The sequence below is a fragment of the Micromonospora reichwaldensis genome, assembly GCF_031845925.1.
Lineage (GTDB): Bacteria > Actinomycetota > Actinomycetes > Mycobacteriales > Micromonosporaceae > Micromonospora > Micromonospora reichwaldensis.
On the sequence record NZ_JAVRFL010000021.1, the window covers coordinates 112347 to 124403 of the forward strand.

Below are 12057 nucleotides of genomic sequence, written 5' to 3' on the forward strand. Positions count from 1 at the left end.
GCCTGCGCAGAGCTTGAGCCGATTTCCCATTGTCGCCGATCAATCGATCTTCGAAAGGGAGCCCGCCATGTCGGAGCAGATCGCACCGATCGAACCCGATCCGCCGCGCAGCGGCGTGCGCTGGCGCCGGTTCGCCGCCACGCTGGGCACCGTCGTGGCGGGTGCCGCCGGCATGGTCGTGCTGACCGCCCAGGGCGTACTGGGCGCGCAGTTCGCCATCTCCGGCATGCCGTTCACCGTCACCGCCGACAAGCTCACCGGCACGGGGTTCGAGCAGTTCGCCACCATCGACCAGATGATTCCGGACAGCCCCAACCAGGGCGACACCGGCGGGCAGGTGCTGGTGATGGTGTCGGCGATCGACAAGGCCGAGCTGACGAACCTCTGCCAGAGCATCAACCTGGGCGGCGTCTACCTGAAGATCACCGCCGGCGGCGCCGGCACGCCGGTCACCGCCCGCACCCTGGTCGTCGACGGCGACGAGGTCGCCGGCAACGCCTCCTTCAAGAACATCAACGTCGGGCAGGACGCCAGCACCCTCGACCAGGTCCCCGGGGTCAAAGGCAACCCCGGCGTCTTCGCCCAGCAGTCGGACACGGTGATCATCACCAACCTGCGGCAGAACAACTACGCCACCACGGCCGCCGTCTTCAACCTGCCCGACCTGCGCATGGCGTTCACCTCCGACGGATGCTGACGTGACCACCGCGGGACACCACCCGGTGCCAGCCGCCCGCCGACCCGGCGGGCGCTGGCGCCGCTGGCGGCGGGGCCGCCCGTTCACCGCCGGGGTGCTGATCGCGCTCGGCGGCACGGAGATGCTCGTGACCCTGCGCGCGCCGCTCGGGGTGCTGCTGCACGTCGGGCCGCAGGGGCTGGCCGCGTACCTGGTGCCGGCCGTCCTGGTGCTCTGCGGGGTGCTGCTGGTCGCCACTCCGCAGCAGCGGGTCTTCTACGCCGTGCTCTCCCTGCTGCTCGGGCTGGTCTCCTGGCTGACCTCGAACCTGGGCGGCTTCCTGGTCGGGATGCTGCTGGCCCTCGTCGGCGGGGCACTCGCCTTCGCCTGGACGCCCGACAAGCGGCGCCAACCGGCCGGCGCCACCGGGGCACCCGGAGCACCGGCCCCGCAGACCGGAGCACCGGCTCCACAGACCGGGGACCCGGACGACGACGCGGGCGACGACGAGCTGCTGCCGGGCCTGGGCACGACGCACCCGACGCCCGCCGACCGGGGCTGAGTCAGCCGGCGGTGTCGCGTACCGCCTGGGCGAAGACCTCGGAGCGGTGCTCGAAGTTGCGGAACCGCCCGTAGCTCGGCGCCGCCGGGGAGAGCAGGACCACCCCGCCGGCCGGGGTCACCTCGCGGGCCAGCCGGACGGCGTCGACCAGGTCGTCGACCACCTCGGTACGCACCTTCGGCAGGCCGGCGAGCGCCTCGACGATGCGGGGGCCGCTGTCGGGGATGCCGAGCACGGTGAGTTCGCGTTCCGCGAGGTGCTCGCGCAGCGGCGTGTAGTCCAGGCCCCGGTCGGTGCCGCCGACGATCACGGTCAACGGCCGCCCCTCGTACGCGTCGATGGCGTGCATGGCCGCGTACGGGCTGGTGGCGAGGGTGTCGTCGACGAAGGTCAGGCCGGACGGGTCGGCGATCTCGGTGAGGCGGTGGGCCAGCCCCTGGAACTCGGCGACCGCCACGGCCAGGGTGTCCCGGCGTTCCACCACGTCGACGCCGAGCGCGTCGAGCACGGCGAGCGCGACGCAGAGGTTGCCCTCGTTGTGCCGGCCGACCAGCGGCAGCACCGCGCGCGGGAACAGCGGCCGGTCGCCGAGGTGGAACCAGGGCGTGCCGTCGGCGCCGCCGGCCACGTGGGCGGTGTCCGGCAGGCCGGCGCGCACCGCCGCGCGGTCGCCCAGTTCGAGGGCGAGCCTCGGGTCGGCGCCGTTGACCACCACGGTCCGTGGCCCGTGCGCCAGCAGGTTGAGCTTGTCCCGGTAGTACTCGCGCTCGCCGCCGTGCGCGTCGAGGTGCTCGGGGAAGAGGGAGGTGACGACCGCCACCCGGGGCGAGTCGGTCAGGTCGCTGCACTGGTAGCTGGACAGCTCCAGCACGTACAGCTCCGCCTCCGGCAGGTCCAGCGTCGGCACGCCGATGTTGCCGCCGAACACGTTCGGCCGGTCCACGGCGGCGAGCAGGTGGCTGATCAGGCTGGAGGTGGTGCTCTTGCCCTTGCTGCCGGTGACGCCGACGGTGCGGGCGGCGTGGTCGGCCATCCACAGTGCGGTGCCCTGGGTGACGGTCGCCCCGCGCCGGCGCAGCTCCACCAGCCACGGGTGGGTCTGCGGCACGCCGGGCGAGCGGACCACCACGTCGGCGGCGGCCAGCCGGGCGAAGCCCTCCTCGCCGGTGACCAGCGGCGCGGCCTCGGCCAGCGGCCCTTCCCAGGGCAGGCTGAGAAAGTTGGCGCTGTCGTCGACGGCGACCAGGTCGGCCGGGCCGTGCGCGGCGATCGCGGTCACTGCGGCCCGGCCCTCCCGGCCGGCCCCCCAGACGGCGACGGTACGTCCGCGCAGGTCAGACAGGCGCACGGGCTCTCCTCAGGGGGTGTTGGCGGGCGGGGCAGGGGCGGGTCCGGCGCAGCCGGACACGGCCGGACGAACCAGGGCCTAGTATGGCGTGTGCCCAACGAGCAGCTCCGGCGGATGGACGCCTTCACCTTCCCGTCCTACTCGATCGACCTCTCCACCGGGGAGGTGTTGTTCGACTACGCCCTCACCGGCCCCGACGGCGAGCAGCGGTTCACCGAGGTGGTCACCCTTCCCCTGCCGGACGCGCCGCCCTCGGACGAGACCGTGGCGACCCTGGGCCGGGTGCTGGAGCTGCTGCACGTGGTCGCCGGCGTCAGCTACTACAAGGCCGCCGCGCCGCCCCGCCTGGTGCTGCCGGCGCCGCTGGGCCCGGCCGCCGCCGAGCTGGTCACCGCCGTCTACACCAAGGGCCTCGCGGAGTACGCGTACCGCAACCAGCTGCCGCACGTGCTCGAGCTGCGCCCGGAGGTGCCGCCCGGCACGGTCTCCCCGGCCCGGGAATACGACGACTCCGACCGGCGTCCGCTCTCGGCGGTCGGCGGCGGCAAGGACTCCATCGTCAGCCTGGAGGCTTTGCGCCGGGCGGGCTTCGACCCGGTGCCCTTCTCGGTCAACCCGAACCACGTGATCGTCGCGGTGAACGAGGCGTCCGGGCTGGCCCCGCTCGCCGCCCGGCGGCGCATCGACCCGGTGCTGTTCGAGCTGAACGCCGCCGGGGCCCGCAACGGCCATATCCCGGTCACCGCGATCAACTCGCTGATCGCCGTCGCCACGGCGGTGCTGCACGGCCTGGGCCCGGTGGTGATGTCCAACGAGCGCTCGGCGTCGGACCCGAACCTGGTCTGGAACGGCCACGAGATCAACCACCAGTGGTCCAAGGGCGTGGAGGCGGAGGGGCTGCTCCGGGCCGCGCTGGCCGCGCACGCCGGGCTCACCGAGCCGTACTTCTCGCTGCTGCGCTCACTGTCGGAGCTGCACATCGCCCGGTCGTTCGCCGAGATCGACCGCTACGACGACGTGGTGACGAGCTGCAACGCCGCGTTCAAGCTGCGCGACGCCAGCGAGCGCTGGTGCCGCGACTGCCCGAAGTGCCGGTTCGTCTTCCTGGCCATGGCGCCGTTCATGCCCCGCGAGCGGGTCACCCACATCTTCGGCGGCGACCTGCTCGCCGACTCCTCGCAGATCCCCGGCTACCGGGAGCTGCTGGGCGTGGACGGGCACAAGCCGTTCGAGTGCGTCGGCGAGGTGGAGGAGTCCGTGGTGGCCCTGAGCCTGCTGGCCGAGCAGGACCAGTGGCGCGACGCCCCGGTCGTCCGCGCCCTGGTCGACGCGGTCCCGGCCACGGCCTGGTCGACGGCGGCCACCTCGGACGTCTTCACCCCGGGCGGCCCGAACCACATCCCCCCGCCCTACGCCAAGGCCCTCACCACCCTCACCTGACCCCCACCCCTCCCTCCCCCTCACCCCCCTCCCTCGCCCCTCCCCTCGCCCGGTTGATCATGAAGTTGTTGCGCTGCGCCTCGGCGTGTCGCGGCAACAACTTCATGATCAACGGGGCTGGCGCCGGGGTCAACGGGGCTGGCCGGGGTCAACGGGGTGATGCGGGGTGGGTGCGGATGGCGTCCAGGGCCAGCAGGGCGACGTGCAGGGAGAGGCAGGCCTCGACCGAGTCGAGGTCCACGTCCAGGACGCGGCGGATCCGGGCCAGGCGCTCGTAGAAGGCCGGTCGGGACAGGTGTGCCGCCCCGGCCGCCGCCGACTTGTTGCGGCCCTGCTCCAGGTACGCCCGCAGGGTGCCCAGCAACTGCTCCCGCGGGTACTGCGCGTCGTGGGTCAGCAGTGCGCCCAGTTCCCGCTCGACGAAGGTCTGCAACCGGGGCTCGTCGCGCAGCAGGTGCAGCAGCCCCGCCAGCCCGACGTGCGGCAGCCGGAAGACCGGCAGGTCCCGCCGGTCCCGCCGGGCGGCGTCGGCGATCTGCCGGGCCTCGACCAGCGACCGGCGCGCCTCCCGCAGGCTGGGCACGCCGGAACCGGCCGCGACGAGCAGTCCGCCGCCTGCCGGCCGGGCCACGCCGTTCGTCCGCCCGTGGGACCGGGCCGGTCCGTCACCACGGACGGGGCCGCCCGGGCGGGCCTGGCCGTCGGGACGAGCGGAGCCGCCCGGGCGGGGAAGACTCTCCGGGCGCACGAGCCCGTCCGGGCGGGCGGGGGTGTCCGCGCGGGCGGGGGCGTCCGGGCGGGTGCGGTGCAGCGCGGTGGCGAACGCGGCCAGCGACCGCTCCTCGGCCGCCGGCTCCGGCAGGGCGAGCAGCACGCCGACGGCATGGTCGTCGATGGCGCTGGACAGCCCGGTCAGCTTCGCCTCGTGCAACGCCTGCCCGACCGCCTCGGCGAGATCACGCAGCCGAGCAGGACCGGCCTCCGGACCGCCCGGGTGCCCCTGGTCCGGGGCCGGGCCGCCCTCCCCCGCCGGGTCGTCGGCCCGGTGCCGGACCACCACGCCGACCAGGTGCCGGCGCTCCAGCAGCACGCCGAGCGCCCGGGCCCGCAGGGCGACCTCGTCGACCGGCAGCGAGTGGTCGAGCAGGGCGGTGAGCAGCGTACGGTGGATCTGCCGCTCCAGGCCCTCGGCGTCGCACCGGATCAGCCGGCCCAGGGCCAGCGTCGAGGCGGCCCGCTCGACGAGGATGGTCAGCCGGGTGGGCGGGACCACGGGCGGCACGGCGACGCCGACGGGCGCACCGCCCTCCTCGGCGGGGTCGAACACGCGCCGGCCCGCCGCCAGGTCGCCCCCGCCGGGCCAGCGCAGCAGCAGCCGCCCCCAGTCCTGCCCCCGGGCGCCCACCGTGGTCACCAGCCACCCGTTGTCGCCGTCGTACGCGGTCCGCCCCGCCGGCCGGATCCGCCGCGAGTGCTGCTCCCAGCAGTCCAGCAGCAGCTCGGCGCTCTCCCCCGCCGGGTCGTACGCGAGCACCTGCCGGGAGAGGTTCTCCAGCACCACCGGGCAGCCGGAGAGGTCGGCGGCCTGCCGCACCACCTCGCCTGGGCCGGCGCCCTCCACCGACAGCTCCGTGAAGCGCTGGTGGATCTCCTCCGTCGCCCGCAGCTCGGTCAGCTGGGCGTCGACGATCAGCGCGTGCACGGCCTCGGTGATCCGGACGAACGGGGTGGCCCGCCGCAGCTCGACCAGGGGCAGGCCGCGCCGCTCGGCGGCGGCGGCCATCACCCGGGGCACCCCGCTGACGTACCGGCGGCCCAGCTCGACGACCAGGCCGGAGACGCCCACGTCGGCCAGGTCGCCGATGAAGGCGCGCAGCCCGGCGTCATCGGCGGGCAGCCCGATGCCGGTGGTGAGCACCAGCTCGCCACCGCCGAGCAGCGGAGCGATGTCGGGCACCTCGGTCACGTGCACCCAGCGCACCGGGCGGTCGAGACCGGCGTCCCCGGCGACCAGGCGCGGAGCGCCGTGGCGGACCGGGTCCAGCGCGAGGACCTCACGGACGGTAGGGAACACGGGCGACACGCTACCGTCCGTGACATAGATTCCGCACGGGCGGCCACCCGGTCCCGGGCCCCGCCCGCCCTGTCCGACTCGAACGACGACCCGCTCCGCGTCCTGGGGCAAATCAGTACCGAGATACGGTCGGGATCATGACCCTCATCTTCCCCGACCTCGGCCTGCACCTGGGCGTCCTGGACGCCCTGCTGGACGACGCGATCGCTGCCGACGACCTCAAGGCGCTCATCGAGTCGACCGGCCCCGATGGCCCGGAGGACGGCTACCCAGGTCCTGGCCCGCGCCTGAAGGCGTCGCTGGAGCTGTTACATGCCGTCACGGTGCCGTCGGCCGATGCCGCAGCGATCACCGACTTGCAGTTCGACGGCGGCAGCGACATCTACATGCTGATCGAGCAGACCCTGGACATCGACACCGGCGGCGAGTCCGACGACTACAACGTGACGTCCCTGGAGGGCATTCACGCTCTGTCCAGCCTGCGGTCCCTGGACCTGGACGGCCACGGCTATCGTCCAGGGCCGTTGGACCTGACCCCGCTGACCGGCCACCCGGCCCTGTCGGAACTGGTACTGACCGGTAAGTGCACGGGAGCGGCGGCGCTGGAGTCGCTGCCTGCGCTACACACCCTGGACGTCTCGCTGGCGCACCTCGACGACCCCGACGTCCTGACCCGCCTGGAGGCCCGCGGAACGACGATCAACCGTTGACCGCGCCACAGCAGAGGCCCTTGCCTCACAGCGGCCGGGAGTCCTGGGCTTGATATGGCCCGCCCGCGTGAAGCCGTTGAATCCAGCTTGATCGGGTCAGGGCGCAGGCACGGGTCAGCCCAGTGCCTTGCGCAGCAGCGCCGTCAACTGGTCCTGCTCGTCGGGCGAGAGTCGTCCGACCGCCGTGCGGGCGAAGGTGAAGGCCGTCGCGAACCGGTGGTTGATCTCGTCCCCCCGGGGGGTTCTCGCGACGAGCCGTGCGCGGCGGTCCCGAGGGTTCGGTTCGCGGGTCACGAGGCCGAGCGCTTCGAGACGCACGACGATCTGGGTGATGTTGGAGGCATCGCAGCCGAGTTCCTCGGCCAGGGCGCCCATGCCTCGTCGCTCATCGAGTCGCCCGAGCACACATGCCTGCGCCGGGCTGAGCGACAGCTCGGCTGCCGCCGCCTCGTAGGCGCGGTCGTACACGTCGACCAGGTCGAACAGGGCTGCCTCGGCCTCGGACGAGGGAGTCACGGGTCCGTTCGGCAGCGCCATGTCCCCCAGCCTAGATGAGTTACTTGATTCGCTCAAATAGCTGTGGTCCAATGATCCTTGATGCACTCAAGTAAACAAGGGGGGGACGATGGGGAGCAGAGTCGAGCGCACAGCGGGCGACGCGATCGTGGCGCCGCAGATGAACGCGGTCGTCCTTGACCGGTTCGGCGGAGTCGACGAACTCTCGTCGCGCCGGATACCGCTCCCGCAGGTCGGTGACGACGACGTCCTCATCCGGGTGGAGTACGCGGGCGTCGGGTCCTGGGACGCGGGCGAGCGGGAGGGGGACTATGACGGCGTCTTCGGCGTCGCCTCGACCTTCCCCTACATCCTCGGCTGGGACGCGGCCGGCACGGTGGCCGCGGTCGGGCGCAACGTCACCCGGTTCGACGTGGGCGAGCGGGTCTACGCCGCGACGATGCCGGTGCCGCGTGGTGGCACCTATGCCGAGTACGCCGTCGTCGAGGCGGAGTTCGTGGCTCGCGTGCCCGACCGGCTGCCGACCGGACAGGCCGGCGCGATGGCGTGGGACGCCCTGACCGCACTGAGGGGTCTCGACCTGCTCGGGCTGCGGCCGGACGAGACGCTCATGGTCTTCGGGGCCAGCGGGGGCATCGGGCACATGGCCGTGCAGCTGGCGCGGCACAGCGGCATCCGGGTGTTGGCTGTGGCTTCTGGTGACGACGGTGTCGCCCTGGCCCGGCGGCTGGGCGCCGACGACGCCGTCGACGGTCGTCGAGACGACGTGTTGGCCGCGGCGGTCGAGTTCGCACCGGACGGGCTCGATGCGGCTCTGGTCACCGTGGGAGGCGAGATCGCCGAACGATCTCTGCGCGCGATCAGGAAGTCGGGACGGATCGCCTGGCCGAACGGTGTCCTGCCCGCGCCGGTGACGTCGCCGGGCGCGACGGTGTCCCACTACGACGGGGACCGGGGCCGCACCGCCACCGATCGGCTGAACGCGATCATCGAGGCGAGCTCCTTCGAGGTCCACGTCGCCCGGACTTTCCCGTTGGCCCGAGCCGGGGATGCGCACCGCGCCCTGAATGATCACTATGTCGGGAAGCTGGCCCTCAAGGTCGGATAGGACGCGACAGACGGCCCGAGGTTCCCTGAACGACACGGCCCGGAAGCCCCTCGACGTGAGGGACTTCCGGGCCGCGTGACGATCATGCCCAGAGGCGTCGCTCAGTCGACGCCGAACTCCATCGCGGCGCGGTCGAGGGCCTCGTCGGCGGCGGAGGGGACGCCCCGGGAAGCGATGGCCTCCGCGCCGCCCTGCGGCATCGCGCCGATAAGCCCGGTCGAGGCGGCCTGTGCGGCGCCGACCATCCGCTGCGGGGCCGCGCCGCCGACCATGCCGAGGGTCGCGTACTGCTCCAGCTTCGCCCGCGAGTCGGCGATGTCCAGGTTGCGCATGGTGAGCTGGCCGATCCGGTCCGACGGGCCGAACGCCGAGTCCTCGGTACGCTCCATCGACAGCTTGTCGGGGTGGTAGCTGAACGCCGGGCCGGTGGTGTCGAGGATCGAGTAGTCCTCGCCCCGGCGCAGCCGCAACGTCACCTCGCCGGTGACCGCCGTGCCGACCCAGCGCTGCAACGACTCGCGCAGCATCAGCGCCTGCGGGTCCAGCCAGCGCCCCTCGTACATCAGCCGACCGAGGCGGCGGCCCTCGTTGTGGTAGTTCGCCAGGGTGTCCTCGTTGTGGATGGCGTTGACCAGCCGCTCGTACGCGGCGTGCAGCAGCGCCATGCCGGGCGCCTCGTAGATGCCCCGGCTCTTGGCCTCGATGATCCGGTTCTCGATCTGGTCCGACATGCCCATGCCGTGCCGGCCGCCGATGGCGTTGGCCTCCAGCACCAGGTCGACGGGGCTGCCGAACTCCTTGCCGTTGATCGTCACCGGGCGGCCCTGGTCGAAGCCGATCGTGACGTCCTCGGTCGGGATCTCCACGGACGGATCCCAGAACCGGACTCCCATGATCGGGTTGACCGTCTCGATGCCGGTGTCGAGGTGCTCGAGGGTCTTCGCCTCGTGGGTGGCGCCCCAGATGTTGGCGTCGGTGGAGTACGCCTTCTCGGTGCTGTCCCGGTAGGGCAGGCCGCGTTCGAGCAGCCACTCCGACATCTCCTTGCGCCCACCGAGTTCGGTGACGAAGTCGGTGTCGAGCCACGGCTTGTAGATGCGCAGCTGCGGGTTGGCCAGCAGGCCGTAGCGGTAGAACCGCTCGATGTCGTTGCCCTTGAAGGTCGAGCCGTCGCCCCAGATCTGGACGTCGTCGGAGATCATCGCCCGGACCAGCAGGGTCCCGGTCACGGCCCGGCCCAGCGGGGTGGTGTTGAAGTACGCCCGCCCGCCCGAGCGGATGTGGAAGGCCCCGCAGGTCAGCGCCGCCAGGCCCTCCTCGACCAGGGCGGCGCGGCAGTCGACCAGTCGGGCGACCTCGGCGCCGTAGCTGAGCGCGCGACCGGGCACCGAGGCGATGTCCGGCTCGTCGTACTGGCCGATGTCGGCGGTGTAGGCGCAGGGAACGGCGCCCTTGTCGCGCATCCACGCGACCGCGACCGAGGTGTCGAGGCCGCCGGAGAAGGCGATGCCGACACGTTCGCCGATGGGCAGGGAGGTGAGAACCTTGGACACAAGGAAGATTATGCACTAGGCCGCATGGCCATGCAAACGCAGGGTAGGGACATGACCAGCGACAGCGGGACCCACCGCACGCCCCGCACCGCCGCAAGGGTCCCGCTCTAGTAATAGTTGTCGATCGGCTGGCGCGCCTCGTCGAACAGCGCCGGCCCCTCGTACCGCACCGGGGGCAGCGGCGGGGTGACCGGCTTGACCTCCTCGAACTGTTCGGCGGACAGGGCGTACACCACCCGGCCGAGGCCGGACCGGTCGATCGCGGTCGCGCACATCGGGCAGGGCTGGCAACTGGTGAACATGGTGGTGCCGGCGGCCACGTCGGGAGCGAGTTCCCGAGCGGCCCAGCGGGCCAGCTTCAGTTCCGGGTGGGCGGTGATGTCCGAGTCGGAGACCACGGTGTTGTGGTCCTCAATCAGGACGGTGCCGTCCGCACCGACCAGCAACGAGCCGAACGGCCGTTCGCCGGATGCCCCGGCCTCGCTGGCGAGTTCCACCGCACGGCGGAGAAATCTCTCGTCGTCAGGGGTCATCGGTCCTCCTGGGATCTGTGGTACGCGGCCACGGCCGCAAGGGTCTGCCAGGCGCGTCCGGGCTGGCGGATCTCGGTCAGGTCGCCGTCGAACGGGTCGAGCACCACCGTTTCCGCCCCGAGCAGACGGATCTGGTCGATGTCAGCGATGATCTGCTCGATGGTGCCGACACCGGCGAGCCGGTCCGGGGCGGTCACCACTTCTCGGGTCTCCCGGAGTCCGATGCGTGGCATCAACGCGGGCACCGGCCGGCCCAGTGCGTCGGCGGTGGCCTTCAGCCGCCCCGCTGCGTCCGCCAGCCATCCGGGCGTGACCCGCAGCGGGTGCCAGGCGTCACCGAGCAGTACCGCGCGACGAATGCCGGCGTCGCTGTTGCCGCCGACCCAGATCGGGATCGGGGTCGTATCGTAGTCGTCGGTGTTCCGCCAGGCGTCGCGCATGACGTGCAGGTACTCATCGGTCAGCGCGCCGCGCCGCCGGAACGGCACGCCGAGCGCCTCGAACTCCTGCCGGGCCCAGCCGACGCCGACGCCGAGGACGAGCCGACCGCCGCTGAGCCGGTTGAGGTTCGCCGCCATCCGGGCGGTGAGCAGCGGGTGCCGGTACGGGACGATGAGCACCGTGGTGCCCAGCCGGACCCGGCGGGTCACCCCGGCCAGCCAGGACAGCGTGGTGAACGGCTCGTAGAACGGCGCCGGATACTGCTCGGCCACGTCCGGCGTCACCGCGATGTGATCGGAGACCATCAGCAGGTCGAAGCCGAGGCCCTCGACCGTCTGCGCCCACCGTCGCAGCATTTCGGGGTCGGTACCCGGGGCAAAGTTCGGTACGTTGACGCCAATTTGCACGGGTTCCACGCTAGCCGGGGTGGGTTCCGTGTGTGAACATCGCGTTCCCTGCCTTTGCTGGCTTTTGCCGTGGATCCATCGGCAAGATGGCCCGATGGCCGAGAATCTTGACGCTGTCGATTGGTCCATTCTGATCGAGTTGCAGGGCGACGGCCGGCTGCCGATCACCGAGCTCAGCCGCCGGGTCAAGCTGAGCGCGTCGGCCACCAGCGAACGGGTGAGGCGGCTGGAGGCGACCGGTGTGATCAGCGGCTACCGCGCCGAGGTCGACCTGGCCAAGGCGGGCTTCGCCGTGCTCGCGGTGGTCCGGCTGAAGTACCCCGGCAGCCGGCACGAACCGCTGCACCAGCTGCTGGAGCGACGGTCGGAGATTCTGGAGTGCCTGCGCACCACGGGAGACGACTGTTACGTGCTGAAGGTGGCCGCGACGTCGATGGCGCACCTCGAACAGGTCGTCGACGATCTCGCCGGGTTCGGCAGCACCACCACCAACGTGGTCTACAGCGCCACCCTGCCCTATCGCGGCCCGCGCCTGTCGCCGCCCCGCTCGTGACCGGGGCACGAACGCCCCCCGCGGCTGAAGCGGAGCACTAGGGCGTGTGTCGAAGTCCTCGGTCGAGCCGAGGCGGAGTCCAGGCGGCGTCCGGCAAGGCGGAGATCGGTCCGGATACCGGTGGCGTATCCGGACC

General features: G+C 72.2%; 12 protein-coding genes. 6 read left to right on the forward strand and 6 right to left on the reverse strand.

Translation table 11 applies throughout. The annotated features are described in order from the left end of the window. The first annotated feature begins 67 nt into the window (after window positions 1-67). Window positions 68-697 (forward strand): DUF6230 family protein, encoded by a 630-nt coding sequence (locus tag RM555_RS18795; RefSeq protein ID WP_151457472.1) that lies wholly within the window; start codon window positions 68-70, stop codon window positions 695-697. A gap of 1 nt (window position 698) precedes the next feature. Next, window positions 699-1238 carry a DUF6114 domain-containing protein gene (locus RM555_RS18800; protein WP_311412982.1) on the forward strand — a complete coding sequence of 180 codons (540 nt, stop codon included), beginning with the start codon at window positions 699-701 and terminating at the stop codon, window positions 1236-1238. 1 nt (window position 1239) lies between these two features. Here RM555_RS18800 and murD read toward each other — a convergent pair whose 3' ends face one another. After that, window positions 1240-2586 (reverse strand): UDP-N-acetylmuramoyl-L-alanine--D-glutamate ligase, encoded by a 1347-nt coding sequence (gene murD, locus RM555_RS18805; RefSeq protein WP_311412983.1) that lies wholly within the window; start codon window positions 2584-2586, stop codon window positions 1240-1242. A 90-nt stretch (window positions 2587-2676) separates the two neighbouring features. Between murD and RM555_RS18810 the strand changes: the two genes are divergently transcribed. Continuing rightward, window positions 2677-4026 carry a hypothetical protein gene (locus tag RM555_RS18810; RefSeq protein WP_311412984.1) on the forward strand — a complete coding sequence of 450 codons (1350 nt, stop codon included), beginning with the start codon at window positions 2677-2679 and terminating at the stop codon, window positions 4024-4026. A 148-nt stretch (window positions 4027-4174) separates the two neighbouring features. On the opposite strand, the gene RM555_RS18815 is transcribed toward RM555_RS18810, so the two are convergent. Further along, entirely contained in the window at window positions 4175-6100 is a 1926-nt protein-coding gene (locus RM555_RS18815) for a PucR family transcriptional regulator (protein ID WP_449560147.1), read from the reverse strand. A gap of 137 nt (window positions 6101-6237) precedes the next feature. Here RM555_RS18815 and RM555_RS18820 point away from each other — a divergent pair, with 137 nt between their 5' ends. Next, complete coding sequence (locus RM555_RS18820; protein ID WP_311412986.1) at window positions 6238-6810, forward strand: DUF6892 domain-containing protein; 573 nt, start codon at window positions 6238-6240, stop codon at window positions 6808-6810. A 114-nt stretch (window positions 6811-6924) separates the two neighbouring features. On the opposite strand, the gene RM555_RS18825 is transcribed toward RM555_RS18820, so the two are convergent. After that, the gene (locus tag RM555_RS18825) at window positions 6925-7347 is read right to left on the reverse strand and encodes a MarR family winged helix-turn-helix transcriptional regulator (protein ID WP_121400764.1); all 423 of its coding nucleotides are present in this window, start codon (window positions 7345-7347) and stop codon (window positions 6925-6927) included. An 88-nt stretch (window positions 7348-7435) separates the two neighbouring features. On the opposite strand from RM555_RS18825, the gene RM555_RS18830 reads away from it, so the two are divergent. Continuing rightward, a complete protein-coding gene (locus RM555_RS18830; protein WP_311412987.1) occupies window positions 7436-8434 on the forward strand; it encodes a quinone oxidoreductase family protein in 999 nt (332 codons plus the stop codon). A 101-nt stretch (window positions 8435-8535) separates the two neighbouring features. Here the strand turns inward: RM555_RS18830 and argG are convergent, their stop codons facing one another. The 3 genes from argG to RM555_RS18845 form a co-directional block, all read right to left on the reverse strand. Then, window positions 8536-9987: an argininosuccinate synthase gene (gene argG, locus RM555_RS18835; protein ID WP_132238770.1), complete on the reverse strand. Its 1452-nt coding sequence runs from the start codon at window positions 9985-9987 to the stop codon at window positions 8536-8538. 107 nt (window positions 9988-10094) lie between these two features. Next, window positions 10095-10520, reverse strand: a complete 426-nt coding sequence (locus RM555_RS18840; RefSeq protein WP_151455753.1) for a nucleoside deaminase — start codon at window positions 10518-10520, stop codon at window positions 10095-10097. After that, window positions 10517-11317 (reverse strand): LLM class flavin-dependent oxidoreductase, encoded by an 801-nt coding sequence (locus tag RM555_RS18845; protein WP_311412988.1) that lies wholly within the window; start codon window positions 11315-11317, stop codon window positions 10517-10519. Before RM555_RS18845 ends, RM555_RS18840 begins: the two co-directional genes overlap by 4 nt. 145 nt (window positions 11318-11462) lie before the next feature. On the opposite strand from RM555_RS18845, the gene RM555_RS18850 reads away from it, so the two are divergent. After that, entirely contained in the window at window positions 11463-11921 is a 459-nt protein-coding gene (locus RM555_RS18850; RefSeq protein ID WP_311412989.1) for an Lrp/AsnC family transcriptional regulator, read from the forward strand. The last annotated feature ends 136 nt before the right edge of the window (window positions 11922-12057 follow it).